23 protein-coding genes and 1 rRNA gene are annotated in these 24,749 nt (G+C 60.3%); 17 read left to right on the forward strand and 7 right to left on the reverse strand.

The features are described 5' to 3' along the window. The first annotated feature begins 107 nt into the window (after window positions 1-107). The 12 genes from rrf (at window position 108) to BT173_RS05530 (ending at window position 10,937) form a co-directional block, all read left to right on the forward strand. A 5S ribosomal RNA gene (gene rrf / locus BT173_RS05475) occupies window positions 108-221 on the forward strand. Between the two features lie 232 nt (window positions 222-453). Then, window positions 454-1,323 carry a ferritin family protein gene (locus BT173_RS05480; RefSeq protein WP_072427632.1) on the forward strand — a complete coding sequence of 290 codons (870 nt, stop codon included), beginning with the start codon at window positions 454-456 and terminating at the stop codon, window positions 1,321-1,323. A gap of 14 nt (window positions 1,324-1,337) precedes the next feature. Next, window positions 1,338-1,832: a D-glycero-beta-D-manno-heptose 1-phosphate adenylyltransferase gene (gene rfaE2 / locus BT173_RS05485; protein WP_072427633.1), complete on the forward strand. Its 495-nt coding sequence runs from the start codon at window positions 1,338-1,340 to the stop codon at window positions 1,830-1,832. Window positions 1,833-1,839: 7 nt separating this feature from the next. Continuing rightward, complete coding sequence (locus BT173_RS05490) at window positions 1,840-3,168, forward strand: mechanosensitive ion channel family protein (protein ID WP_072427634.1); 1,329 nt, start codon at window positions 1,840-1,842, stop codon at window positions 3,166-3,168. A 55-nt stretch (window positions 3,169-3,223) separates the two neighbouring features. Further along, the gene (locus tag BT173_RS05495; RefSeq protein ID WP_072427635.1) at window positions 3,224-4,420 is read left to right on the forward strand and encodes a DesA family fatty acid desaturase; all 1,197 of its coding nucleotides are present in this window, start codon (window positions 3,224-3,226) and stop codon (window positions 4,418-4,420) included. 65 nt (window positions 4,421-4,485) lie between these two features. Next, on the forward strand, window positions 4,486-4,836 hold the full coding sequence (locus BT173_RS05500) for a RidA family protein (RefSeq protein WP_072427636.1): 351 nt from the start codon (window positions 4,486-4,488) through the stop codon (window positions 4,834-4,836). A gap of 112 nt (window positions 4,837-4,948) precedes the next feature. Next, window positions 4,949-5,566 (forward strand): MarC family protein, encoded by a 618-nt coding sequence (locus BT173_RS05505; protein WP_072427637.1) that lies wholly within the window; start codon window positions 4,949-4,951, stop codon window positions 5,564-5,566. A 34-nt stretch (window positions 5,567-5,600) separates the two neighbouring features. Next, entirely contained in the window at window positions 5,601-6,257 is a 657-nt protein-coding gene (gene rpiA / locus BT173_RS05510; RefSeq protein WP_072427638.1) for a ribose-5-phosphate isomerase RpiA, read from the forward strand. A 132-nt stretch (window positions 6,258-6,389) separates the two neighbouring features. Beyond that, complete coding sequence (gene phoU / locus BT173_RS05515; RefSeq protein WP_072427639.1) at window positions 6,390-7,088, forward strand: phosphate signaling complex protein PhoU; 699 nt, start codon at window positions 6,390-6,392, stop codon at window positions 7,086-7,088. A gap of 102 nt (window positions 7,089-7,190) precedes the next feature. Further along, on the forward strand, window positions 7,191-8,684 hold the full coding sequence (ppx, locus tag BT173_RS05520) for an exopolyphosphatase (RefSeq protein ID WP_175545561.1): 1,494 nt from the start codon (window positions 7,191-7,193) through the stop codon (window positions 8,682-8,684). Between the two features lie 6 nt (window positions 8,685-8,690). Then, a complete protein-coding gene (gene corA, locus BT173_RS05525) occupies window positions 8,691-9,767 on the forward strand; it encodes a magnesium/cobalt transporter CorA (protein ID WP_084658229.1) in 1,077 nt (358 codons plus the stop codon). A gap of 210 nt (window positions 9,768-9,977) precedes the next feature. Continuing rightward, window positions 9,978-10,937 carry a DMT family transporter gene (locus BT173_RS05530; protein WP_072427641.1) on the forward strand — a complete coding sequence of 320 codons (960 nt, stop codon included), beginning with the start codon at window positions 9,978-9,980 and terminating at the stop codon, window positions 10,935-10,937. A gap of 34 nt (window positions 10,938-10,971) precedes the next feature. Here BT173_RS05530 and aceK read toward each other — a convergent pair whose 3' ends face one another. Both aceK and BT173_RS05540 read right to left on the reverse strand, forming a co-directional pair. After that, window positions 10,972-12,732 carry a bifunctional isocitrate dehydrogenase kinase/phosphatase gene (gene aceK, locus BT173_RS05535; RefSeq protein WP_072427642.1) on the reverse strand — a complete coding sequence of 587 codons (1,761 nt, stop codon included), beginning with the start codon at window positions 12,730-12,732 and terminating at the stop codon, window positions 10,972-10,974. Next, entirely contained in the window at window positions 12,732-13,334 is a 603-nt protein-coding gene (locus BT173_RS05540; RefSeq protein WP_084658231.1) for a pseudouridine synthase, read from the reverse strand. The genes aceK and BT173_RS05540 overlap by 1 nt, the downstream gene beginning before the upstream one ends. Window positions 13,335-13,495: 161 nt before the next feature. Here BT173_RS05540 and icd point away from each other — a divergent pair, with 161 nt between their 5' ends. Beyond that, on the forward strand, window positions 13,496-14,728 hold the full coding sequence (gene icd, locus BT173_RS05545) for an NADP-dependent isocitrate dehydrogenase (protein ID WP_072427643.1): 1,233 nt from the start codon (window positions 13,496-13,498) through the stop codon (window positions 14,726-14,728). A gap of 128 nt (window positions 14,729-14,856) precedes the next feature. On the opposite strand, the gene BT173_RS05550 is transcribed toward icd, so the two are convergent. Next, window positions 14,857-15,060, reverse strand: coding sequence for a cold-shock protein (locus tag BT173_RS05550; RefSeq protein ID WP_072427644.1), 204 nt, complete (start codon window positions 15,058-15,060; stop codon window positions 14,857-14,859). Window positions 15,061-15,361: 301 nt separating this feature from the next. Here BT173_RS05550 and clpS point away from each other — a divergent pair, with 301 nt between their 5' ends. Then, complete coding sequence (clpS, locus tag BT173_RS05555) at window positions 15,362-15,670, forward strand: ATP-dependent Clp protease adapter ClpS (protein ID WP_072427645.1); 309 nt, start codon at window positions 15,362-15,364, stop codon at window positions 15,668-15,670. Further along, window positions 15,670-17,943: an ATP-dependent Clp protease ATP-binding subunit ClpA gene (gene clpA, locus BT173_RS05560; protein ID WP_072427646.1), complete on the forward strand. Its 2,274-nt coding sequence runs from the start codon at window positions 15,670-15,672 to the stop codon at window positions 17,941-17,943. Before clpS ends, clpA begins: the two co-directional genes overlap by 1 nt. Window positions 17,944-18,008: 65 nt before the next feature. On the opposite strand, the gene dapE is transcribed toward clpA, so the two are convergent. The 4 genes from dapE to BT173_RS05580 all read right to left on the reverse strand — a co-directional run bounded on the left by dapE (window position 18,009) and on the right by BT173_RS05580 (window position 22,479). Beyond that, complete coding sequence (gene dapE / locus BT173_RS05565; RefSeq protein WP_072427647.1) at window positions 18,009-19,145, reverse strand: succinyl-diaminopimelate desuccinylase; 1,137 nt, start codon at window positions 19,143-19,145, stop codon at window positions 18,009-18,011. Between the two features lie 19 nt (window positions 19,146-19,164). Further along, entirely contained in the window at window positions 19,165-19,506 is a 342-nt protein-coding gene (locus BT173_RS05570; RefSeq protein WP_072427648.1) for an ArsC family reductase, read from the reverse strand. Between the two features lie 23 nt (window positions 19,507-19,529). Continuing rightward, window positions 19,530-20,681: a PilT/PilU family type 4a pilus ATPase gene (locus BT173_RS05575; protein ID WP_072427649.1), complete on the reverse strand. Its 1,152-nt coding sequence runs from the start codon at window positions 20,679-20,681 to the stop codon at window positions 19,530-19,532. A gap of 109 nt (window positions 20,682-20,790) precedes the next feature. Continuing rightward, complete coding sequence (locus BT173_RS05580) at window positions 20,791-22,479, reverse strand: AMP-binding protein (RefSeq protein WP_072427650.1); 1,689 nt, start codon at window positions 22,477-22,479, stop codon at window positions 20,791-20,793. Between the two features lie 247 nt (window positions 22,480-22,726). Between BT173_RS05580 and rimP the strand changes: the two genes are divergently transcribed. Beyond that, window positions 22,727-23,155, forward strand: a complete 429-nt coding sequence (gene rimP / locus BT173_RS05585) for a ribosome maturation factor RimP (RefSeq protein WP_072427651.1) — start codon at window positions 22,727-22,729, stop codon at window positions 23,153-23,155. A gap of 76 nt (window positions 23,156-23,231) precedes the next feature. After that, window positions 23,232-24,704 carry a transcription termination factor NusA gene (gene nusA, locus BT173_RS05590; RefSeq protein ID WP_072427652.1) on the forward strand — a complete coding sequence of 491 codons (1,473 nt, stop codon included), beginning with the start codon at window positions 23,232-23,234 and terminating at the stop codon, window positions 24,702-24,704. The last annotated feature ends 45 nt before the right edge of the window (window positions 24,705-24,749 follow it).

Consider the following 24,749-nt stretch of genomic DNA (forward strand, 5'->3'; position numbering starts at 1 on the left):
CGAATCAACTCAATCGCATTGATTACTTCTTCCATGGTTTGTTGCTTGTAAGAGCAGCGAACTGAAAATGTTGTGTCTTGACGAAGTCAGGATGCACGCCAGTTATGCTTGGCGGCCATAGCGTGTTGGACCCACTCCTTCCCATCTCGAACAGGACAGTGAAACGACACCGCGCCGATGATAGTGCGGATCTCCCGTGTGAAAGTAGGTCACTGCCAGGCTCCCTACCGAAAAGCCCCGGTCTCAACAGAGACTGGGGCTTTTGCTTTGGCGCGCAGCTTTGGGGGCGCAAATCGTGCGAGTTCGTGCCCAGGCAAAGCAAACAGCCCGCTCTCGCGGGCGGGGCGTTTGGGGTGCAATCTAGTAGACCGACTTGGACAAAGCCCTCGTCATGAATCTGACGCGGCCGCTCCTGTATGCTTTACCGAATGATGGTAAGTCGAGGAGTAGGTGATGCTGTATCCCGAGTTGTTTGCTTCGCTGGAAAAAGCGCGTTGGAATATGCAGGAAGATATTCCCTGGGCTGAGTTTGACATGTCCAAGCTCAGCGATGAGCAGGCGCAGACTATCAAGCTCAATGCGATTACCGAGTGGTCGGCCTTGCCGGCCACCGAGATGTTCCTGCGTGATAACCAGCACGACAGCGATTTTTCGGCCTTTATGTCGATCTGGTTCTATGAAGAGCAAAAGCATGCACTGGTGCTGATCGAGTATCTACGTCGCTTTCGGCCCGATCTGGTACCGACCGAGGCGGAGCTGCATGCCGTGCGCTTCAATTTTGACCCTGCTCCCCCGCTGGAAACGCTGATGCTGCATTTCTGTGGCGAGCTCAGGCTCACGCAGTGGTATCGGCGTGCCTCAGATTGGCATACCGAACCGGTGATCAAGCAGATCTACAAGACGCTTTCTCAGGATGAGGCGCGCCATGGTGGGGCGTATCTGAAGTACATGCGCCAGGCTATTGGGCGTGTCGGTGATGAGGCGCGCCTCGCCTTTGCCAAGATCGGTGTGTTGATGGCGGCGAGCGGCAAGTCGGGTAAGCCTTTGCATCCAACCAACCTGCATGTGAATCAATCGCTGTTTCCCAACGATACGATACAAAGCCGCTTGCCCGACCCGAGCTGGCTGGAACGCTGGCTGGATAGACAGATCTGTTTTGACCGTGACTGGGAAGCGCGGGTGGTCGGTGGTATCTTGCGCAACCTATCCAGTTTGTTTGATCGCAGTTTCGAGACGGCGACACAACTCAATCTCTATCGTAAGGAATTGCAGCGCAAGCTGGCGGCACCGGACTTCCAGGAGGCAGGCCAAGCCAGTTTGTAATGCAAGCATGCCGCATGACAACTTATCTCCCGCCTGACTTTGAAGCCAAGCTCTGCCCACCCGAACAGCTGAAGGAGCGCGTTGCCCTGCTGGCCCGGCCCTTGGTGTTTACCAATGGCTGTTTCGACATCCTCCACCGTGGCCATGTCACTTACCTGGCCCAGGCGCGCGCCCTGGGGGCGGCCATGGTGGTGGCGGTCAATACCGATGCTTCGGTAAGGCGGCTGGGTAAGGGCGATGACCGTCCGATCAATCCGACCCAGCATCGTGCTGCCGTGTTGGCTGCCTTATCCTGCGTGGATCTGGTGACCTGGTTCGATAGCGATACGCCTTACGATTTGATCATGGCTGCGCAGCCTGACATCCTGGTAAAGGGCGGCGACTGGGCGCCGGACAAGATTGTCGGTAGTCGTGAGGTGCTGGCCTGGGGCGGTCAGGTGCACTCGATTCCTTTCCGTTTCGATACCTCGACGACCGCCACCTTGAACAAGATTCGTAGCCTGGGTTGAGGACAAGATGGCCTCCGCATCCAATCCCACCCCGCTATTCGAATTTCTGGAAGACCTGCAGCGCGCCGGTTTGATCGGCCCGCAGTTCGGCGTGCAGTTACTGGTTTTGCTGGCCTGCGCGACCGTCGCCTGGCTGCTCAGTCGTAGCTTGCGCACACGCCTGCAGGGCTCAGTAGCCCAGCGCTGGCGCTTCGGCTCGCAGGGGCTGGCCACCCTGATGTTCCCGCTCTTGTTCTGGATGGGCTTGGAGCTGGCCGTGCTGTTCTGGCCGGTCGGGCATGGCCGCGCCCTGCTCAGGCTATCGGCCAGTCTGCTGTTTACTATCCTGATGGTCCGTGCGGCTGTGTATCTGCTGCAGGAAGTGTTTGTGCAGTCTGCCTGGATACGGCGAGTGATTCCCTGGGTGGCGGGGGCCTTGTGGATAGGCTTTGCCCTGCATATCACCGGCGTGTTGCCGCAACTGCAGGCAGGTCTCGACAGCATAGGCTTCAATCTGGGCAAGCAGCATGTGTCGCTATTGATGGTCATCCAAGGCCTGCTGTCCATCGTGCTGACCATGTTGATCGCACTATGGGTTGGACGGGTGTTCGAACGCCGTGTCATGGCGGCGCAGTCCTTGAATATGAGCTTGCGGGTGGTGATCACCAAGGTGATCCGTACGCTGCTGATCATCGTAGGTGTGATGATTGCGCTGCCCTTGGTGGGCATTGACCTGACCGTGTTGTCGGTATTTGGTGGCGCCTTGGGCGTGGGGCTGGGTTTCGGTCTGCAGAAGATCGCCAGCAACTATGTATCGGGCTTCATCATTCTGCTCGATGGCTCGATACGCATCGGCGATATCGTCAATATCGACAACCGCCAGGGTACGGTGATTGCGATCACCTCGCGCTATGTGCTGCTGAAGCTGGCGGATGGTGCCGAGGCCATCATTCCCAATGAGTCGCTGATCACCGGGACGGTACTCAACCTGTCCCACTCCGACCAGAAGCTGCGCGTGGCCGTGCCGATTCAGGTGGCCTATGGCACGGATCTCGAGCAGGCCATTGCCTTGATGATCTCCACGACCACCGATGAGCCGCGCATCCTGCTCGACCCACCTGCGCAGGTTTTCGTGAAGGGCTTTGGTGAGAGTGGGATCGATCTGGAGTTGGGCTTCTGGATTGGCGATGCCGACCAGGGGGTGGCGGCCTTGCGTTCGCAGATCAATATCAAGCTGTGGAAGGTGTTCAGCGCGCAGGGCATAGAAATCCCCTATCCGCGCCGCGATCTGTATCTGCTCCCCAGTGGGGCTGCTACGCCGCCATTTGAGCCAGCGCAAAGTTCGAGCGCGCGCTAGGTGATTGATTCGGCGTAGAATCTTTGCGTCGTATCTCTGTCTTCAAGGAATCTCTATGCTTTCCTGGCTCAACGGCCTGATTGATCTGCCCTGGTGGGGTTATATCGTAGTGACGCTGGTGCTGACCCATATCACCATCGCCTCGGTCACCATCTTCCTGCATCGCCATCAGGCCCATCGGGCACTGGATCTACACCCTATTCCCAGCCATTTCTTCCGTTTCTGGCTGTGGCTGACGACCGGCATGATCACCAAGGAGTGGGCTTCAATTCATCGCAAGCACCACGCCAAGTGTGAAACTGCCGAAGACCCGCATAGCCCCCAGGTATTGGGCATCAAGAAAGTCTTCTTCGAAGGTGCCGAGTTGTACCGTGCCGAATCGAAGAATCGCGAGACCATGGAGAAGTTCGGTCATGGCACGCCTGACGACTGGCTGGAGCGCAATCTGTACAGCAAGCACAGTGTGTGGGGGCCGACCACCATGGCCATCATCGACTTGCTGCTGTTTGGCGCCAACGGCATCTGGATCTGGGCGATCCAGATGATCTGGATTCCGCTGACCGCCGCCGGCATCATCAATGGCATTGGTCACTATTGGGGCTATCGCAACTTCGAGAACGAGGATGCATCCACCAATATCGTGCCCTGGGGCATTCTAATTGGCGGCGAGGAGCTGCATAACAATCACCACACGTTTGGTACCTCGGCCAAGCTGTCCAATAAGTGGTTCGAATTCGACATTGGCTGGATGTATATCCGCCTGCTGGAAATGGCTGGACTGGCCAAGGTACGGCGCGTGGCGCCGGCGGTGCGCGAAGTCAGCCCGAAAGCGTTGGCTGATCTGGATACCTTGCAAGCCATCATCGCGAATCGCTATGAGATTGCCTCGGCCTATGCTCGTCAGTTCAAGGCCACGGTCAGCAGCGAGATGGACAAGCTGCGCGAGCGCGCACCACATCTGCCGCACGTCGAGATGAATCTGCAACGCGCGATGAAGCGCTGGCTCAAGCAGGATCGCAAGGACACGCCCGAGCACGAGCAGGCCAAGCTTGATGCGCTGCTGGCTGAGTCGAAGACCCTGGATACCGTCTACCGTATGCGCCAGGAGCTGACCCAGCTATGGGAGCGTTCCTCGGCCTCCAAGGAGCAGCTGCTCAAGCAATTGCAGGACTGGTGTGCACGTGCGGAAGCGAGCGGTATCGAAGCCTTGCGTGAGTTCTCGCTGCGACTGCGTGGCGTAGCGCTGGCATAATTCGGACTTGATCCGCCGGGGCGGCCTGTGTGCCGCCCCTTTGCTTTTGATTTTCAGGAAAATCCATGTCCATTCAGCGCTATCACGTCGGCCCTCGCCTGTCCGAGATCGTCGTCCACAACAACACGGTGTACCTGGCCGGCCAGGTGGCCGATGCCCAGCTGCATGCCGATGCGCAGGCACAGACCGAAGAGATTCTCGGCATGATCGACCGCCTGCTGGGTGAGGTGGGCAGCGATAAGACAAAAATCCTGACCGCGCAGATCTGGCTGGCCGATATGGCTGACTACGATGCAATGAACCGCGCCTGGTCGGCCTGGGTTCCGCAAGGCCACACGCCGGCGCGTGCCACGGTGGAATCGCGCCTGGCTGCGCCCGAATACAAGGTCGAAATCAAGATCGTCGCCGCACTTTAAATCTTGGCCTCCCCCGCGGCCCCCGCTGCGCGCTGCAGCGGGGGCCGGTTTTTTCTGCCGTCACTTGGGCGGCTGGCTAGTATGTAATGACTCTTTGCAGGGAGCTTCCGTCATGGAAACCTCATCGTTTATCTCGGCCACGGTGCTCTTGATCCTAGTGACCGATCCGCTGGGCAATATCCCGCTCTTTATTGGCTTGCTCAAGCAGGTCGATGCGCAGCGCCGTCGCCGCATCATCATTCGCGAAGTGTTTCTCGCCTTCGCCATCCTCTTGTTCTTCCTGTTCTTTGGCAGCAAGGTACTCGAGGTCATGCATCTGACCGAGACCTCGCTGGGCATCGCCGGCGGGGTGATCCTGTTCCTGATCGCGCTGAAGATGATCTTCCCACACCCCGAGGGCGCGTTCGCCCATCAGGTCAAGGGTGAACCCTTCCTGGTCCCTTTGGCGATCCCCTTTATCGCCGGCCCATCGGCCATCGCTACCGTACTGCTATTGGTATCGCGCGAGCCCGATCGCATGTGGGAGTGGATTGGCGCGCTGACCGTGGCCATGCTGGTTTCGGCGGTGGTACTCGGCTTTGCCGAGCGGATTGCCGACTTCCTCGGTGAGCAGGTGACCATGGCCTTCGAGCGCTTGATGGGCCTGATTCTGACCGCGATTGCGATTGAGATGTTGCTGGCTGGTATCGAGAAGTTTGTCCGCCAGCTCAATGCCACGGCGCCGGTATAATCGCGCTTTCGTTTCCCTTGCCGGAGTAAGACTGATGACACTCGATGAAATGAAGCGCGCTGCCGCGCGCGCCGCCGTCGCCTTTGTGCCCGATAACTGCGTGGTCGGCGTGGGGACCGGCTCGACCGCCAACCATTTCATCGATGCGCTGGCCGAGATCAAGGGCCGCATCGAGGGCGCTGTCGCCAGCTCGGAAGCGTCGGCCGCCCGGCTGAAGTCGCATGGCATTCCGGTGTTCGACCTGAACGCCATCGACCGTCTGCCCATCTATGTCGATGGTGCCGATGAGATCAATCACTATCTGCACGCCGTCAAGGGCGGTGGGGCGGCGTTGACGCGCGAGAAGATCGTTGCCGCGGTCGCGGAACAATTCATCTGCATCGCCGACGAAACCAAACTGGTCGATGTGCTGGGCAAGTTCCCGCTGCCGGTCGAGGTGATTCCAATGGCGCGTAGCCATGTGGCACGCCAGCTGGTCTTGCTGGGTGGTCGGCCCGCCTACCGCGAGGGCGTGGTCACCGATAACGGTAACGTGATTCTGGATGTACACGGCCTGCAGATCACTGAACCGGGCAAGCTGGAAGGCGAGATCAACCAGATTGTCGGTGTGGTGACCAATGGCCTGTTCGCGCAGCGCCGTGCCGATGTGCTGCTGCTGGGCACTGCGAGCGGTGTGCAGACCTTCCGTTAAGCCTGGCGAGGGCTAGGCTTCGCTCAGCCAACACCACTGTCACGGAAAATTCTTTTGGCGTGCCGCTTGCGGCATGCCAAAGTTGCAGCATGGCCGCATTGACGGCCGACGTTCATATGAGGGAATCAGGCCATGTCGGAACATATCTCCAAACAATTCGATGCCGAGCTGGAAACAGCACGCGCCAAGATCCTGGCCATGGCTGGTCTGGTGGAGGAGCAGTTTGGTCACGCTATGCAGGCGCTGGAAGGTGGCGATCTCGAGCTGATCGACAAAGTCATCGAGACCGAGAACCAGGTCAACGCCATGCATGTGGAGATCGATGACGATGTGATGCACATCATTGCCCGTCGCCAGCCCGCTGCCAGCGATCTGCGCATGGTGCTGACCGTGAACAAGGTGGTCAACGATCTGGAGCGCATTGGCGACAAGGCCTGCAAGATTTCCCGCCGCGCCAAACAGATTTACGGCGGCGGCCGGGTCAATGTGCCGCGCATGTCCGATCTGACCTACCAGTCGAATATCGCCTTGAGCATGCTGCGCACCGCGCTGGATGGCTTTGCCCGTCTCGATCCGAGCGTGGCCGGCACCGTGGCGCGCGAGGACATCAAGCTGGATGAGGAATTCAAGGCGATTCAGCGTCAGCTGATTACTTATATGATGGAAGACCCGCGCACCATCAGTCTGGCGCTGGAGATCATCGAAATCGCCAAGGCGATCGAGCGCGTGGGCGACCATGCCAAGAATATCGCCGAATATCTGGTTTACCTGGTCAAGGGCATTGACGTGCGTCACAGCCCGGTCGAGGAAATCGAAAAGCAGGCACGCTAAGCCTGATTGTGTCGTAAACCGGCCCCTCGCCCAGGCGGGGGGCTTGTCTTTTCTCCCCCCGCTTCCGACAATCCGGCCATTGTCACTCGCCGGCTAAGCAACATGACCCCTCCGCACATCATTGCCGCCGTTGACCTCGGTTCCAATAGCTTTCGCCTGCAGGTTGCCCGTGTGGTGGACGATCAGGTCTATCCGCTCGATGCCCTGAAGGACACGGTGCGCTTTGCTGCTGCGCTCGATGCGCGTGGCAATATCGATGCCACCGGCCAGGCGCGCGCGTTGTCGGCGCTGGCCAAGTTCGGCGAGCGCCTGCGCGGCATGGCGCCCGAACATGTGCGTGTGGTGGCCACCAATACTTTGCGGGTAGCCAAGAATGCGGCCGAATTTCTGCCCCTGGCCGAAGCGGCGCTGGGCTTTCCCATCGAAGTGATTGCCGGGCGCGAGGAAGCACGGCTCATCTATATCGGTGCCGCACATTCGCTGCCGGCCGGGCGTGAGAAGCGCCTGGTGGTGGATATTGGCGGCGGCAGTACCGAATTCATCGTTGGCCAGCAGTTCAAGCCGTTGAAGACGGAAAGCCTGTTGATGGGCTGCGTCAGCTATAGCATCAAGTTCTTCCCGAACGGCAAGCTGACTCGCCAGGCCTTCCGTGATGCCGAGCTGGCGGCGCGCAGCGAGCTGCAGGCCATCGTGCATGATTTCAACCGCGAGCACTGGCAGCAGGCCATTGGCACCTCGGGCACGGCCCGCTCCCTGGGCGACATCATGGAGCTGAACGGCCTGAGCAATGGCGGTTTGACCCTGGCGGGGCTGGAAAAGCTCCGCGAGCTGATGCTGAAAGCCGGGCATATCGATGCGGTGCAGCTCAATGGCCTGCGCGTGGACCGGCGCCCGGTGCTGCCGGGCGGCTTCGCCATCATGGCGGCGGTGTTCGCCGAACTGGGCGTGGAGAAGATGGCCATCACCCTGGGCGCCCTACGCGACGGCGTGCTGTACGACCTGATCGGGCGCCAGCATCAGCGCGATCTGCGCGAGGTGACGGTCAGTCAGTTCAAGCGTCGCTACCATGTCGATTTGGCGCAGCAGGAGCGTGTCGCCAAGCTGGCCGAACTGTTCTATCGCCAGCTGGCAGCCAGCATGGATCTCGACGCCGAGCTCGATCTGCCGATTCTGCTCTGGGCCGCGCGCCTGCACGAGATCGGCCTGTCGATCTCCCACTCCAGCTACCACAAGCACTCGGCCTATATCCTCCAGCATGCCGATATGCCGGGTTTTTCCAGCCCCGAGCAGGCGCGGGTGGCCTTGCTGGTGCTCGGTCATAAGGGCGGGCTGAAGAAGCTTGGCACCCTAGCCAAGGATCGCTGGGCGCGCGTGCTGTCGCTGCGCCTGGCGGTGCTGTGCTGCCGTAGCCGCACCGACCGCGAGGCGCCGCCCATCAGTCTGGCGGTGACCCGTAATGGCTTCAGCCTGAATGCGCCGAGCGAGTGGCTGAAGGCCAATCCGCTTACCCATACCGCCCTCCTGCAGGAGGCCGAGGAGTGGCGCGAGGCCGGCCACCTGCTGGCCCTGTCGCCCAACTTCCAGCACTGGGCCTGAACGGGCATGGGCAAGAAACGCCGCCTACTTAGGCAAATGGCCGACAAGGCCGGCCTGCCGCCCGGCTCGCTCCATTATGTGGGCGAGCACGCGAGCCAGACCCTGGCCACGCTGATCGAATACGGGCCGGGTGAACAGGATCTGCGCGAGACCTGTTTCAGCTCGCTCGAACAGGGCAAGGGCTTCAATCCGACCTATCCGACCCTGTGGCTGAATGTGCATGGCCTGGGCAATATCGATCTGCTCCAGGAAGTCGGGCGACGCTTCGGCCTGCATCCGCTCACGCTGGAGGACATTCTCAACACCACCCAGCGCACTAAGGTTGAGGCTTACGAGCACTATCTGTTCATCGTCGCCAAGCTCGGCCGCTTCGATGCGGCACAGGGCTGCGTGGTGAATGAGCAGATCGCCATTGTGTTGGGGCGCGGCTGGGTGCTGACTTTCCAGGAACAGGCCAGCGGCACCTTTAGCCAGATTCGCGAGCATCTGCGCAAAGGAGCTGGCCAAGTACGCAAGCTGGGTGCCGACTATCTGGTGTATGCGCTGCTGGACAAGATCGTCGACCGCTATTTCGGCGTGCTGGAGGCACTGGGCGAGCAGGTGGAGGCGCTAGAGGACGAGGTGAGCGAGGGCGCGCATATCGGTGTGCTCAAGCGCATTCACGCGCTGCGCCGCGAAATGCTCTATCTGCGCCGCGCGCTCTGGCCGATGCGCGAGGTGCTCAATAGCCTGCAGCGCGACGATGCCGATTACTTTGGTGCCGAGACGCAGATCTATCTGCGCGATGTGTATGACCATGCCGTGCATCTGATCGAGGCGCAGGAAATGCTGCGCGACTTGGTCGGCGGCCTGACCGATTTCTATATGTCCAACCAGGGCAATCGGCTCAATCGCGAGATGCGCATGCTGACCGTGATTGCCACCATCTTCATGCCGCTCACCTTTATCGTCGGTGTGTATGGAATGAACTTCGACCATATGCCCGAACTGCATTGGCGCTATGGCTATTACCTGGTCTGGGCGCTGATGGGGGCCATCGGCGTTGGCATGGGCTGGTTCTTCTGGCGCCGCCGCTGGCTCTAGCCATCTCGATGCGTCTGCACTGTTGCGGTGCACAAATATCTCTGTGCGTGCGCTGATTTTTCTTTAGAATTCGCGACCTTGCGTGCTGGGCCAGACCGGCCCCGCGCAGCATGGTGGATTGGCAGGCGCCTCACCCGGCGTCTTCTTCCGCTTGATTTGTTCTGTGCCACAAGCACGGGATTGCTTTCATCCTCTACCCGAGGTCGCGCCATGTTTCGCCGTCTGTTGCCGCCTGCTGCGGCACTGCCCTATCTGCTGCTCGTCTTCGCCGCCCTGTGCTGGGCCGGCAACTTCATCCTGGCGCGTGCCATGCACGCCGATATCGCCCCGGTCACCCTGGCCTTCGGCCGCTGGTTGATGGCCCTGCTGGTGCTGCTGCCGCTGGCCTGGCATGGCTTGCGCACCCAGCACGCCCTGCTGTGGCGCGTACGTCAACGCCTGCTGCTGCTGGCCGGCTTCGGCATCGCCGCCTCGAATACCCTGATCTATGTGGGCCTGCACCATACGCATGCCACCAATGCCGTGCTGTTCAATGCGCTGATTCCGCTGATGGTGATGCTGCTGAGCTGGGTGGTATGGCGCAAGCCGCTGGCGGGCCGTGAATGGGCCGGCATGGGTGCATCCTTGCTCGGTGTGTTGGCCATCGTTTGCCATGGTGAGCTCGGCCGCTTGTTGAGTCTGGACCTGAACAGCGGCGACGCGTTGGTGGTGCTTGGCCTCGCTTGCTGGGCCGTCTACACGCTGCTGCTGCGTGGCCTACCCGAGGGGCTGGACAAGCTGCCGGTGCTGACCGTGACGGTGGCGCTCGGCCTGTTGATGCTGCTGCCGTTCTGGCTGTTCGAGCTGTTGGCCCAAGGGTTGCCGCAATTCAGCCAGGCTAATCTGCTCAGCATTGCCTATCTGGGCATCTTCCCCTCGGTGATCGCTCTGCTCGCCTATATGCGTGCGGTGGCGGTGCTTGGCCCCAGCCGCGCGGCCGGCTTCCTGCATCTGATTCCGGCCTTTGGTGCGGTGGGCGCCAGCCTCTTCCTCGGCGAGCAGCTGGCCTTCTACCATGTGGCGGGCCTGGCGGTGATCTTTGCCGGCCTGTATTGGGCGCAGGGCGGCGCGACTGCGCCGGCTGGCGGCGTGGTGCTGCCCGTCCCGGCCAAGCCCTTGCGCAAGCCATGAAAGAGCCCGCTTCGGCGGGCTTTTTACTTGGGCATCAGCTGCTGGCGGTCTTGGCCTGTTCGGAGAAGCGTAGTTCGATCGGGTAGGGGAAGAAGTCCTCTACATGCCCGCCACGGATGCGTTCCTGCTTGGCCTGCCAAAAGCGCGCGGTAAGCAGGTCGCGGTGGTGCTGCAGGAAGACGCGGCGGATCTCGTTAGGACCAAGCAGGAAGCGCGCGAACTCCTCTGGAAACACATCATTGCGCGCCACCGGGTACCAGGGCTCACTGGCCATTTCCATCTCAGGCGAGGGGGCTTCCGGAATATCGCGGAAATGGCAGTCAGTCATGTACTCGATCTCGTCGTAGTCGTAGAACACGACCCGGCCATAGCGGGTAATGCCGAAGTTCTTGAACAGCATATCGCCGGGAAAGATATTCGCGGTTGCCAGCTCGCGGATCGCATTGCCATAGTCGGTGACGGCCGCCTCGAGCTGGGCGGTGCTGGCGCGGTTCAGGAATAGATTGAGCGGCTCCATGCGCCGTTCGATATACAGATGGCGTATCACCACCTCGGACTCGTTTTCCTCCAGCAGGCTGGGGGCCAGCGTGCGCAGCTCGGTCAGCAATTCCTCGGTGAAGCGCGCCTTGGGCAGCGCGACATTGGAGAACTCCAGCGTATCGGCCATGCGCCCGACCCGGTCGTGCTGCTTCACCAGCTGGTATTTGGCGCGCACGATCTCCTGGGTCACATCCTTGGTCGGCGCGATCTCGTCCTTGATCAGCTTGAATACATAGGGGAAGGAGGGCAGGGTGAATACCAGCATCACCAGGCCGCGTATGCCGGGGGCGATGATGAAGTCGTCGCGAGAATGGCGCAGATGGGACATCAGGTCGCGGTAGAACACCGTCTTGCCCTGCTTGGCCAGGCCTAGCATCGTGTACAGCTCGGCCTTGGGCTTGAAGGGCAGCATGGACCGTAGGAAGGTCACATAGCCTGAGGGCGAGGCCATATCGACCATGAAGTAGGCGCGGTTGAGCGAGAACAGGATGGCAATACGCGCCGGCTGCAGCAGGATGGTGTCGAGGTAGAGTCGGCCCTGCTCATCGTGCAGCACCGGCACCGCAAAGGGGTACTCAACGCTGCCATTGACCGCCTTGCCGATGATGTAGGCAGCCTTGTTGCGGTAGAAGGCGCTCGACAGCACCTGGATCTGGAAATTCACCTCCACCTCGGGCCAGCTGCCGCCCAGATGCTTGAGCACTGCGGCCAGCACATAGTCGATATCGCGCTCCACATCGGCAAAGCGGCGCTGCCAGGCAAAGTCATCCAGGATCTTGCGCAAGGTCTGCCGGAAGCCGCCGCTGCGCGGGTAGTAGCTGCGATAGGTGGGCGGGTCGGATTCGATGTACTCGGTGCTGATGGCCGGGCGTACGAAGATGAAGTCGTTGTGGAAGTAGTTGCGATGCAGGATTTTGCAGCACACCGAGTTGAAAAAGGTCTCAGCGAGCTCCGGCTGCTTGTGATTGACCAGCATGCCCACGAACAGCAGCTTGGCCTGCTGCCAGATATCGTCATCCAGCCAGTCGGCATGGAACTCGTCGTGCAGGCGCGCCACGCACTCATCCACGCGCTCATCGTAGTAGCGGATACGCTCCTTGGATGCCGCCTGTACCGCATGCCAGTCACCGGCTTCGAAGCGGTTTTTCGCCGCCCGGCTCATGTCCTGGAAGATGCTGTAGTGCTTGTCGAAACCTTCGATCAGCGCACGGGCGATGGCAATCGCCTTCGGATGTTGGCCGGCGGGAATCAGCATCAGGGTCTCTTGAACTTGAAGGGTTGATTCGGTGTACGTGCCTGGCGACCCATGCTGGGCTGGGCCACGCTGCGCTGCTGCCATTCGCCGGGCGCGATGCCATCCAGGGTCCAGTCGCCGATGCGCACGCGCACCAGGCGCAAGGTGGGCAGGCCGACCTTGGCGGTCATGCGCCGCACCTGGCGATTCTTGCCCTCACGTATGGTCAGCGCCAGCCAGCTATCGGGAATGTGCTTGCGCACGCGAATCGGCGGCTGGCGCGGCCACAGCTCGGGCGCGGCAATCCGCTCGACCTCGGCCGGCAGGGTAGTGAAATCACTGAGCTGCACACCGCGGCGCAGCTGATCCAGCGCGGCCTCGTCCGGCTCGCCCTCCACCTGCACCCAATAGGTCTTGGCCAGCTTGTGGCGCGGATCGGCGATATGGGCTTGCAGCTTGCCGTCGTTAGTCAGCAGCAAGAGTCCTTCCGAGTCGGTATCCAGCCGGCCGGCCGGGTAGAAACCCGGCGCCGCAATGTAATCGGACAGGGTTTGATGCAGAGCGTGATCGGAAAACTGGGTGATCACGCCGTAGGGTTTATTGAACAGGATCAGCTCGGGCATGCGCGGCAACTGGCAGGGAGGGGGTGTTTTGCCCGATAATAGCAAGTCTCACGACCTCGCCCGTTCTATCCCTGCGATGTTGTGCCAAAAAAGCGAATCAAAGTCTGGCCGCCACAAGCGGCCATCATTCTCACCCCCAAGCAAACTCTCTCGGAGCAGGCATGAGCACTCAATCGCACATCACGGTTCCCGCTGGCGGCCAGAAGATCGTTCCCGGTCAAGCCATCCCCAACAACCCCATCATTCCCTTCATCGAAGGTGACGGCATCGGCATCGACATCACCCCGGTGATGAAGAAGGTGGTCGACGCCGCCGTGGCCAAGGCCTACGGTGGCGCCAAGCAGATCCACTGGATGGAAATCTACGCCGGCGAGAAGTCGACCAAGGTGTATGGCTCCGACGTGTGGCTGCCGGAAGAGACCATGGCCGCGCTGAAGGAATATGTGGTGTCCATCAAGGGCCCGATGACCACGCCGGTTGGCGGCGGCATCCGCTCCCTGAACGTGGCCCTGCGCCAGGAACTGGATCTGTACACCTGTCTGCGCCCGGTACGCTACTTCACCGGCGTGCCGTCGCCGCTGAAGCGCCCGGACCTGACCGATATGGTGATCTTCCGTGAGAACACCGAAGACATCTACGCCGGTATCGAATGGGCGTCGGAATCGGAAGGCGCCAAGAAGGTGATCAACTTCCTGCAGTCCGAAATGGGCGTGAAGAAGATCCGCTTCCCCGAGACCTCCGGCATCGGCATCAAGCCGGTTTCCAAGCAGGGCACCGAGCGCCTGGTGCGCAAGGCGATCCAATACGCGATCGACAATGGCCGCAAGAGCGTGACCATCGTGCACAAGGGCAACATCATGAAGTTCACCGAAGGTGGCTTCCGTGACTGGGCTTATGCCTTGGCCAAGAACGAGTTCGGCGGCGTCGAGATTGACGGTGGTCCGTGGCTCAAGCTGCCGAACGGCATCGTGATCAAGGATGTGATCGCTGATGCCTTCCTGCAGCAGATCCTGCTGCGCCCGGCTGAGTACGATGTGGTTGCCACGCTGAACCTGAACGGTGATTACATCTCCGACGCACTGGCCGCCCAGGTCGGTGGTATCGGTATCGCCCCGGGTGCCAACCTGAGCGACTCGGTGGCCATGTTCGAAGCTACCCACGGTACCGCACCGAAGTACGCAGGCCAGGACAAGGTGAACCCCGGTTCGCTGATTCTGTCGGCCGAAATGATGCTGCGCCATATGGGCTGGACCGAAGCCGCCGATCTGATCATCAGCTCGATGGAAAAGGCGATTTCCGACAAGCAAGTGACCTACGACTTTGCCCGCCTGATGGACGGCGCGACCGAAGTCAGCTGCTCGCAGTTCGGCGATGCCATGATCGCCCGCATGTAAGCCCTGCGCGAGCGACACCCGACAAACCCCGCTGCGGCGGGGTTTGTTTTTGCCGCTTGCCGTCTGTCATCGGACGCAGGCAATAAAAAACCCCGCCGAAGCGGGGTTTTCTTGAACTTTCTCGACGCTTAGGCGTTCTGAATGTTCGAAGCTTGCTTGCCCTTCGGACCTTGGGTCACGTCGAAGGAAACCTTTTGGCCTTCCTTCAGGGTCTTGAAGCCGTTCATATTGATCGCCGAGAAGTGGGCGAACAGGTCTTCACCACCATCATCGGGGGTGATGAAACCGAAACCCTTGGCGTCGTTAAACCATTTGACGGTACCAGTTGCCATGGTGCTAATTCCTTAATTGCGGTTGCGAAGATAGTTAAGCGGCGAGCCGCTTGGGTGTTGTTATGGTTCAAGGCTCGCGAGACTGGCACTTCTTGTACTACGACAACCGCGTACAGCCGACAGCCGGTACTAGCTACCAACTTGAATCCAAACGTTTCGCCTTTTACGCCCGTGGCATGGGGGCGTCAAGCGCCCAATACAAGCGCCAGTCAGCCTGTCGGCGAAATACATCACTTGAAAAGCGGCCCAGTCAGGCCAAAATTAAGTTACGGTAGCAACTGATCTTCTTATCTGCCCGACCATGTCCACCCAACACAATGACGGCGTTGAGCTCGCCAAGTCTCCGCTCAAGCTGCAACCGCCGCCGCTGTATAAAGTCCTGCTGCTCAATGATGATTTCACCCCGATGGAGTTTGTCGTGATCGTGCTGCAGGAATTTTTCGGGATGGACCATGAACGGGCCAATCGCGTGATGCTCAAAGTACATACCGAGGGCAAAGGGGTGTGCGGCCTCTACGTCAAGGACGTGGCCGCCACCAAGGTGTCCCAGGTAATGGATTTTTCGCGTCAGCACCAGCATCCGCTGCAATGTGTCATGGAGGAAAACTGATGATCGCCCAGGAACTGGAAGTCAGCCTGCACACGGCTTTCATGGAGGCACGCCAGAAGCGCCATGAATACATTACGGTCGAGCACCTGTTGCTGGCCATGCTGGACAACCAGAGCGCCGCGGAGGTGCTGCGCGCCTGCGGTGCCAAGATCGAGCAGCTGCGTCGCGAGCTGACCGACTTCGTGGCCGAGCACACCCCTCTGGTGGCGGGTAGCAGCGAAGTCGAGACCCAGCCTACCATCGGCTTTCAGCGCGTGATCCAGCGCGCCATCCTGCATGTGCAGTCCTCCGGCAAGAAGGAGGTAACCGGCGCCAATGTGCTGGTGGCCATCTTTGGCGAAAAGGATTCGCACGCGGTGTACTTTCTGCACCAACAGGGCATTACCCGCCTCGATGTGGTCAATTTCATCTCGCACGGCATCAGCAAGGTGGCGCCGCAGAGCGGGGGCGGCCAGGCCGCACCCAAGGGCGATAGCGAGCACGAGAGCGAAGCCGAGCAACAGGGCCATGGTGCGCTGGAGAGCTTCACCCTGAACCTGAACCAGGCCGCTGCACAAGGCCGTATCGACCCGCTGATTGGTCGTGATGCCGAGATCGAGCGGGTCATCCAGGTACTGTGCCGCCGGCGCAAGAACAATCCGCTGCTGGTTGGCGAGGCTGGTGTGGGCAAGACGGCGATTGCCGAGGGCCTGGCCAAGCGCATCGTCGATGGCGACGTGCCCGACATCCTCGTCGATGCGACCGTGTATGCGCTCGATATGGGCGCCTTGCTGGCCGGCACCAAGTACCGCGGTGATTTCGAGCAGCGCCTGAAGGCCGTCATCAAGCAGCTGGCCGAAGAGCGCAATGGCATCCTGTTCATCGATGAGATCCACACCGTGGTGGGCGCCGGTGCGGCTTCCGGCGGCACGCTGGATGCATCCAATCTGCTCAAGCCCTCGCTGAGCAATGGCACGCTCAAGTGCATCGGAGCAACCACCTATACCGAATTCCGCGGCATCTTTGAAAAAGACAATGCGCTGTCGCGTCGCTTCCAGAAGATTGATGTGGCGGAGCCGACGGTCGAGCAGACGGTTGAGATCCTCAAGGGTCTGAAGAGCCGCTTCGAGGAGCACCACGGCGTCAAGTACACGGCGGCGGCTCTGGCTACCGCGGCCGAGCTATCGGCCAAGTACATCAATGACCGCCATCTGCCCGACAAGGCCATCGATGTGATCGACGAAGCCGGTGCGGCACAGAAGATCCTGCCCAAGTCGCGTCAGAAGAAGACCATCGGCAAGGGCGAGGTCGAGGAGATCGTGGCCAAGATCGCACGCATTCCGCCCAAGAGCGTGTCGACCGATGACCGCAATACGCTGAAGACGCTGGATCGCGATCTGAAGAATGTGGTGTTCGGCCAGGACAAGGCGATAGACTCGCTGGCCTCGGCCATCAAGATGGCACGTGCAGGCCTGGGCAATCCGCAAAAGCCGATTGGCTCCTTCCTGTTCTCCGGCCCGACCGGGGTGGGCAAGACCGAGGTTGCGCGCCAGCTTGCCTATACCATGGGCATCGAGCTGATCCGCTTTGATATGTCCGAGTATATGGAGCGGCACGCGGTCAGCCGGCTGATCGGCGCGCCACCCGGCTATGTGGGCTTTGACCAAGGTGGTCTATTGACCGAGGCGATCACCAAGCATCCGTATGCGGTGCTGCTGCTGGACGAGATCGAGAAGGCGCACCCGGATATCTTCAATGTGCTGCTGCAGGTGATGGACCACGGCACCTTGACCGATAACAACGGCCGCAAGGCGGACTTCCGCAATGTGATCATCATCATGACCACCAATGCGGGTGCCGAGGCGCTGAACAAGACCAGCATCGGCTTCACCTCGAATAAGGCGGTGGGCGACGAGTTGGCCGAGATTAAGCGCATGTTCACGCCCGAGTTCCGCAACCGTCTCGATGCGACCATCAGCTTTGCCCCGCTGAACCAGGAAATCATCCTGCAGGTGGTGGACAAGTTCCTCATGCAGCTGGAGAGCCAGTTGCACGAGAAGAAGGTCGAGGCCCACTTCAGCGAGGCGCTGAAGGCCTATCTGGCCAAGCATGGCTTCGATCCGCTGATGGGGGCACGGCCGATGGCACGCCTGATTCAGGACACCATACGCAAGGCGCTGGCCGACGAGCTCTTGTTCGGCCGTCTGGCGGGTGGTGGCGAGGTCAGCATCAGCGTGGACGAGCAGGGCCAGATCCAGCTCGATATCCAGGAGACCGAGCCTACGCCGGCTTGATTGCCTTACTGGCACTGAAACGACAAGCCCCGCTACGGCGGGGCTTTGTTTTGTGTGCGGTGGGACTAGGTCAGCAGCAGCTCTAGGCTACGGCGGTAGACATTGGTGAGCTTGGGTAGATCGGCCACCGCCACGCACTCATTGAGCTTATGGATGGTGGCATTGAGCGGACCGAATTCCACCACCTGAGGGCAGATGGCGGCGATAAAGCGCCCGTCTGAGGTGCCACCCGTGGTGGAGAGTGCGGCATCCAGACCGGTGTGCTCCCGTATCGCCTGCTGCAAGGCCTGCGACAGCTTACCCGGCTCGGTCAGGAAGGGACGGCCGGACAGTGTCCAGTGCACCTCGTAGTCGAGCCCGTGGCGGCTCAGGATGGCCTCCAGGCGCGCCTTCAGGCTTTCGGCCGTGCTGGCCGTGCCATAGCGGAAATTGAACTGCAGCTGCAGCTCGCCCGGGATCACATTGCCCGCGCCGGTGCCGGCATGGATGTTCGAGATCTGCCAGCTGGTGGGTGGGAAGTGGGCATTGCCCTCATCCCATACGGTGGCGGCCAACTCGGCCAGGGCCGGCGCAGCCTGGTGCACCGGGTTACGTGCCAGCTGCGGATAGGCGATATGCCCTTGCACGCCGTAGACGCGCAGCAGACCCGACAGCGAGCCGCGCCGGCCATTCTTGATGGTGTCGCCAAACTGCTGCGCGGAGGTCGGCTCGCCGACGATGCAGTAGTCGATACACTCGCCGCGCTCGGCCAGGGTCTCCACCACGCGCACCGTGCCGTCCACGGCCGGACCTTCCTCGTCTGAGGTGATCAGGAAGGCAATCGAGCCGCGCGGTTCGGGATGCTGGGCGAGGAACTGCTCGACCGCTACCACGAAGCTGGCCAGCGAGGCCTTCATATCGGCCGCGCCGCGTCCAAACAGCAGGCCGTCACGTTCCGCAGGCTCAAAGGGGGCGCTATGCCATTGCTCGTGTGGGCCGGTCGGCACCACATCGGTGTGGCCGGCAAAGCACAGCAGCGGCGCTTGCTGGCCGCGCCGTGCCCAGAAGTTCTCCACCTCGCCATGTCGCATGCGCTCAATCGTGAAGCCGAGCGCCGCCAAGCGTGCGATCAGGATGTCTTGGCAGCCGGCGTCGGCCGGGGTGATCGAATGCAGACCGATCAGCTGCCGGGTCAGTGTCAGGGTTGGGTCATCTTTAGACATGACGATTAGGCGTGGCGCTTCAGGCTAGGCCTTGGTATTGCTCGGGCTTGAAGCCGACCAGCAGCTGTTCACCATGCGCGAGCACCGGCCGCTTGATCAGCGAGGGCTGGCTGAGCATCAGCGCAATCGCGCTCGGTGCATCGACCACCGCAGCCTGCTGCTCGGGGCTGAGCTTGCGCCAGGTTGTGCCCTGCTTGTTGACCAGCACCTGCCAGCCCAGCTGGTCTACCCAGCTTTGCAGCAGCGCGGCGCTCAGGCCTTGTTTCTTGAAGTCGTGGAATTCGTGCGCCTTGCCGTGTTCGTTCAGCCAGGTACGCGCCTTCTTGACCGTATCGCAGTTGGGAATGCCGTAGAGCTTCATCTGTTTGTACTTGCTTGGGGTGATTAGTGCAGGTCGATATCGAAGCTAACTTCGGGCTCCGGCGCGGCGGCCTGAGCTTGGCGGCGTTGGTGACGATCCGCTTCCTGCTCTTCTTGCGATTGCGCGTTATTAACCAGCCAGGCCAGATTGGTGGCTGAGTCGGCATTGGCCAGCGCTTCCTCATAAGTGATCTCGCCGGCCTTGTAGAGCTTGTAAAGTGCCTGCTCGAAGGTTTGTGAACCCTGGTAGAGGCTCTGCTCCATGGCCTCCTTCATCTGGTCGATCTCGCCGTTCTTGATCAGTTCGGCGATCCGGCTGCTATTGACCATCACCTCGACGGCCGGCACCAGCTGGCCTTGCTGATTCTTGACCAGACGTTGCGAGATCACCGCCTTCAGTGCCACCGACAAATCCATCAGCAGGCTCTCGCGCGCCTCGTGCGGGAAGAAGTTGATGATGCGGTTCATCGAGTGGTAGCTATTGTTCGCGTGCAGGGTCGACACGATCAGATGGCCGGCCTGCGCATAGGTGAGCGCGTGCTGCATGGTCATCTTGTCGCGGATCTCACCAATCATCAGCACGTCGGGGGCCTCGCGCATGGCGTTCTTCAGGGCATCGGAAAAACTATGCGTATCGATGCCGACTTCGCGCTGGTTTACGATGCTCTTGCGATGCGGGTAGATGTACTCGATCGGGTCTTCGATGGTCAGGATATGGCCGGGCGAGGTGTGGTTGCGGTGCTCGAGCATGGCGGTGATGGTCGAGGTCTTGCCCGAACCGGTCGAACCGACCACGAAGATTAAACCACGCTTCTCCATGATCAGCGACTTCAGGGCTTCGGGCAGGCGCAGATCGTCAATGCTGGGCGAGATGGCCTTGATATAGCGCACCACCATGCCGGTGGTACCGCGCTGGCGGAAGATATTGACCCGGAAGTTGCCCACGCCTTCCAGCAGATAGCCGAAGTTCATTTCCCACTCGGCTTCGAAGGTATGGCGCTGATCTTCGCTCATCAACTCATAGGCCAGTGCCTTGACCTGCTGTGCATCCAGCACCTGCTTGTTCACAGGGTAAAGCACGCCCTGAATCTTGACTTGGATGGGGCTACCCACGGTCAGGAACAGGTCGCTGGCTTGGCGTTCCGCCATCATTTTGAAGAAAGGGAGCAGGTTCATGGCTTAGCTATATGCCCGGAGCATGGAATCGTGACGAGTTTAGCACGGCAGAAATACGAAACCCGCCACGGTGGGCGGGTTTCCTTGTGGCTGGTATGGCAAAGGCGGCTTACTTGGCCTTGGCCAGCTCCTCGTCGCGCAGTGCGCGCCGCAGAATCTTGCCGACATTGGTCTTCGGCAGTTCGCTGCGGAACTCGACGTAGCGCGGCACCTTGTAGCCGGTCATATTCTTCTTGCAGTGCTCGATGACCGCCTCGCTGGTCAGGTTGGCATCCTTCTTCACCACGAAGATCTTCACCACCTCGCCCGACTTGTCGTCCGGCACGCCGATACATGCGACTTCCAGCACGCCCGGGTGCATGGCCACCACGTCTTCGACTTCGTTCGGATATACATTGAAGCCCGACACCAGCACCATGTCCTTCTTGCGGTCGACCAGCTTCACAAAGCCATCCGGATGCACGATGGCCATATCGCCAGTCGCCAGCCAGCCGTCGGCATCGATCACCTTGGCGGTCTCCTCTGGGCGATTCCAATAGCCCTTCATCACCTGCGGGCCCTTGATCCACAGCTCGCCGGCGGTTTCGAAGCCCACTTCCTTGCCATCCGCATCGCGGATCTGGATATCGGTGGAAGGAACCGGCAGGCCGATGGCGCCGTTGTAGGACTTCAGGTTCATCGGGTTGATGCAGGCAGCGGGCGAAGTCTCGGTCAGGCCGTAGGCTTCAATCAGCGGCACACCAGTCATTTCCTTCCAGTGCTCAGCCACGGCCTTCTGCACCGCCATGCCGCCACCCAGGGCTAGCTTCCAGGTCTTGAAGTTGAGCTTCTTGAAGTCGGCATTATTGGTCAGTGCATTGAAGAGCGTATTCACGCCAGTCATGCAGGTGATCGGGAACTTGGCCAGTTCTTCCACGAAGGCGGGAATGTCGCGCGGATTGGTGATCAGCACGTTTTGGCCGCCGATCTTGGAGAAGACCATGCAATTCGCGGTCAGCGAGAAGATATGGTAAAGCGGCAGGGCGCAGACGATGATTTCCTCGCCTTCCTTCACCATCGGCTTCAGCCAGGCATGTGCCTGCTGCATATTGGCGATGATATTACGGTGAGTCAGCATGGCGCCCTTGGATACGCCGGTCGTGCCGCCCGTGTACTGCAGAAAGGCGATATCATCATGGCCGACTTCCACCTTCTTCAGTTCGTGCCGCTTGCCGATGGCCAGCGCGCCGTTGAAGGCGACCGCCTGGGGCAGCGAGTAGGCCGGCACCATCTTCTTCACATGCTTGAGCAGGAAGCTGATGATCGAGCCCTTGAAGCCGAGCATATCGCCCATCTCGGTCACGATCACATTCTTGACCGGTGTACGCGAGATCACTTCTGCCAGTACGTGAGCAAAATTGGCCACGATGATGATGGTAGTGGCGCCGGAGTCTTTTAGCTGATGTTCGAGTTCGCGCGGCGTATAGAGCGGGTTGACGTTCACCACGGTGAGGCCGGCGCGCAAGATGCCGAATACGCACACCGGGTATTGCAGCAGATTGGGCATCATCACCGCGACGCGTTCGCCCTTGCCGAGCTTGAGCTCGTGCTGCAGATAGGCGCCCAGATCGCGCGAGGCTGCATCGATCTCGCCATAGCTCATGGTGCGTTGGGCAAACTTGATGGAATTGCTGAAGGCCGGCCGATCACGGAACTTGCTGGCGCTCTTCTCGAAAACTTCCCCGGCCGATTTGAATTCGTTGACATCGATCTCGGCCGGTACGCCTGCTTGGTACTGGTTCAACCAGACTTTTTCCATTGCTGTCTCCGTGTTTTCTATTCTTTCCGCCGCAAGGCGGCGGCACGTGCGCCCCTGCGCGCTACCGACTGGCACTGTACCGGAATCAATCTCGCCTCGCCAAGCACCAATCAAGCGAGTGCTTGATGCCCATTTCCCTATATTGGGGTTCCGTTTCCGCTGCTAAGTGGCTAAAATAGCGGAGATTTCAATTCTAGGTTTAACAGAGTGGGCTTCAAGGGCCCATTTTTTATTGGCGCGACGCATCATGGATTTGCAACATTTTCTCGACACTACCTTGGCCGGTCTCGGCTACGAGCTGGTCGATTTCGAGCTGGCCCGCAATGGCCTGATGCGTGTCTTCATCGACAAGGAAGGCGGCATCACGCTGGATGACTGCGTGGCGGTGAGCAATCACCTCAGTCGCGTCTTCCTGGTTGAGAACGTGGATTACGACCGCCTGGAGATTTCCTCGCCAGGTCTGGATCGGCCGCTGAAGAAGGAAGTGGACTTCGTCCGCTTCGCTGGACAGCAGGTCAAGATCAAGCTGCGCCTGCCGCTGGATGGCAAGAAATCGGTGCAGGGTGAGTTGAAAGGCATTGCGGACGGGGCGGTATTGGTGGCCCTGAGCGCCGAACAGACAGTGGCTGTGCCACTGACGCAGATCGATAAGGCGAAGCTGGTGCCGGTCTTTTGACCGCGCGGCTTCGTTGGCAGATTTCGAGAGATTGGGTGTCAAACCCTGAGCAATATCGGTTGGAGGTATTCGAGTAATGAGTCGTGAAATCCTGTTGCTGGTCGATGCCTTGGCGCGTGAGAAGAATGTGGCACAAGAGATTGTGTTCACAGCGCTGGAAATGGCATTGGCCTCGGCCACCAAGAAGCGCTACGCCGATGAAGTGGAAGTTCGCGTGGCGATTGACCGTGATAGCGGTAACTACGAGAGCTTCCGGCGCTGGGAAGTGGTTGAGGATAACGACCATGAAGAGCCGGCGCGTCAGTTCGCCATTACCGATGTAAAGGAAAAGGGCCTGCCCCTGTCGGTTGGTGATTTCTATGAAGAGCCGCTCGAGCCGATCGAGTTCGGCCGTATCGGCGCCCAGACCGCCAAGCAGGTCATTCTGCAGAAGATCCGCGACGCCGAGCGCGAGCAGATCCTGAATGACTTCCTGGAGCGTAAGGAACACCTGGTCACCGGCACCATCAAGCGCATCGAACGTGGCAATGCGATTGTTGAAGTGGGCAAGCTGGAAGCCAAGCTGCCGCGCGAGCAGATGATTCCGAAGGAAAACCTGCGTGTGGGCGACCGTGTGCGCGCCTATCTGGTCAAGATCGACCGTGATGGCCGTGGTGCGCAGCTGATTCTGAGCCGTACCGCGCCGGAGTTCATCGCCAAGTTGTTCGAGCTGGAAGTGCCGGAAATCGAAGAGGGCGTGATCGAGATCAAGGGCGCTGCCCGTGATCCAGGTGCTCGCGCCAAGATCGCCGTCAAGTCGAACGATCCGCGTGTTGATCCGCAAGGTACCTGTATCGGTATGCGCGGTTCGCGCGTGCAGGCCGTTACCGGCGAGCTGGCCGGTGAGCGTGTGGATATCGTGCTCTGGTCGGCTGATCCGGCTCAGTTCGTGCTCGGCGCCCTGGCGCCGGCTGAAGTGCAAAAGATCATGGTGGATGAAGACAGTCACAGCATGGACGTGGCAGTCGACGAGGAGAACCTCGCCATGGCCATCGGTCGCGGTGGTCAGAACGTGCGTCTGGCTAGTGAGCTGACCGGCTGGAACATCAACATCATGACCCTCGAGCAGGCCGAGCAGAAGCATGAAGTCGAGTACGCCAAGGTGCGCTCTCTGTTCATGGCTGCGCTGGATGTGGATGAGGAAGTGGCGGAGATCCTGGTTCAGGAAGGCTTTACCTCGCTGGAAGAAGTGGCCTATGTGCCGCTGGAAGAAATGCTCGGCATCGATGGCTTTGACGAGAATTTGGTCAATGAGCTGCGTAGCCGTTCACGTGATGCCCTGCTGACCCAGGCCATCGCCAAGGAGGAGCAGGTCGAGCACGACGTGGAAGAGCTGCAGCATCTCGAAGGCATGACGCCGGAGATTGCCCGCACGCTGGCCGCCAATGGCGTGGCCACCCGCGACGACCTGGCTGAATTGGCGGTGGATGAATTGGTCGAGATGACCGGCATCGACGCTGAAGCGGCCAAGCAATTGATCATGATCGCCCGCGCCCACTGGTTTGAATAACCAGGCGTTCGAGCAGAAGCATGCCGGACACGGCAAGGAGACGGG

Source organism: Chitinimonas taiwanensis DSM 18899, assembly GCF_900119825.1.
In the GTDB taxonomy this organism is placed as follows: domain Bacteria; phylum Pseudomonadota; class Gammaproteobacteria; order Burkholderiales; family Chitinimonadaceae; genus Chitinimonas; species Chitinimonas taiwanensis.

Bases quoted from the DNA above. Each gene is read 5' to 3' on its own strand.
- BT173_RS05480 (WP_072427632.1), top strand. From the start codon at position 454: ATGCTGTATCCCGAGTTGTTTGCTTCGCTGGAAAAAGCGCGTTGGAAT.
- rfaE2 (WP_072427633.1), top strand. From the start codon at position 1,338: ATGACAACTTATCTCCCGCCTGACTTTGAAGCCAAGCTCTGCCCACCC.
- BT173_RS05490 (WP_072427634.1), top strand. From the start codon at position 1,840: ATGGCCTCCGCATCCAATCCCACCCCGCTATTCGAATTTCTGGAAGAC.
- BT173_RS05495 (WP_072427635.1), top strand. From the start codon at position 3,224: ATGCTTTCCTGGCTCAACGGCCTGATTGATCTGCCCTGGTGGGGTTAT.
- BT173_RS05500 (WP_072427636.1), top strand. From the start codon at position 4,486: ATGTCCATTCAGCGCTATCACGTCGGCCCTCGCCTGTCCGAGATCGTC.
- BT173_RS05505 (WP_072427637.1), top strand. From the start codon at position 4,949: ATGGAAACCTCATCGTTTATCTCGGCCACGGTGCTCTTGATCCTAGTG.
- rpiA (WP_072427638.1), top strand. From the start codon at position 5,601: ATGACACTCGATGAAATGAAGCGCGCTGCCGCGCGCGCCGCCGTCGCC.
- phoU (WP_072427639.1), top strand. From the start codon at position 6,390: ATGTCGGAACATATCTCCAAACAATTCGATGCCGAGCTGGAAACAGCA.
- ppx (WP_175545561.1), top strand. From the start codon at position 7,191: ATGACCCCTCCGCACATCATTGCCGCCGTTGACCTCGGTTCCAATAGC.
- corA (WP_084658229.1), top strand. From the start codon at position 8,691: ATGGGCAAGAAACGCCGCCTACTTAGGCAAATGGCCGACAAGGCCGGC.
- BT173_RS05530 (WP_072427641.1), top strand. From the start codon at position 9,978: ATGTTTCGCCGTCTGTTGCCGCCTGCTGCGGCACTGCCCTATCTGCTG.
- aceK (WP_072427642.1), bottom strand. From the start codon at position 12,732: ATGCTGATTCCCGCCGGCCAACATCCGAAGGCGATTGCCATCGCCCGT.
- BT173_RS05540 (WP_084658231.1), bottom strand. From the start codon at position 13,334: ATGCCCGAGCTGATCCTGTTCAATAAACCCTACGGCGTGATCACCCAG.
- icd (WP_072427643.1), top strand. From the start codon at position 13,496: ATGAGCACTCAATCGCACATCACGGTTCCCGCTGGCGGCCAGAAGATC.
- BT173_RS05550 (WP_072427644.1), bottom strand. From the start codon at position 15,060: ATGGCAACTGGTACCGTCAAATGGTTTAACGACGCCAAGGGTTTCGGT.
- clpS (WP_072427645.1), top strand. From the start codon at position 15,362: ATGTCCACCCAACACAATGACGGCGTTGAGCTCGCCAAGTCTCCGCTC.
- clpA (WP_072427646.1), top strand. From the start codon at position 15,670: ATGATCGCCCAGGAACTGGAAGTCAGCCTGCACACGGCTTTCATGGAG.
- dapE (WP_072427647.1), bottom strand. From the start codon at position 19,145: ATGTCTAAAGATGACCCAACCCTGACACTGACCCGGCAGCTGATCGGT.
- BT173_RS05570 (WP_072427648.1), bottom strand. From the start codon at position 19,506: ATGAAGCTCTACGGCATTCCCAACTGCGATACGGTCAAGAAGGCGCGT.
- BT173_RS05575 (WP_072427649.1), bottom strand. From the start codon at position 20,681: ATGAACCTGCTCCCTTTCTTCAAAATGATGGCGGAACGCCAAGCCAGC.
- BT173_RS05580 (WP_072427650.1), bottom strand. From the start codon at position 22,479: ATGGAAAAAGTCTGGTTGAACCAGTACCAAGCAGGCGTACCGGCCGAG.
- rimP (WP_072427651.1), top strand. From the start codon at position 22,727: ATGGATTTGCAACATTTTCTCGACACTACCTTGGCCGGTCTCGGCTAC.
- nusA (WP_072427652.1), top strand. From the start codon at position 23,232: ATGAGTCGTGAAATCCTGTTGCTGGTCGATGCCTTGGCGCGTGAGAAG.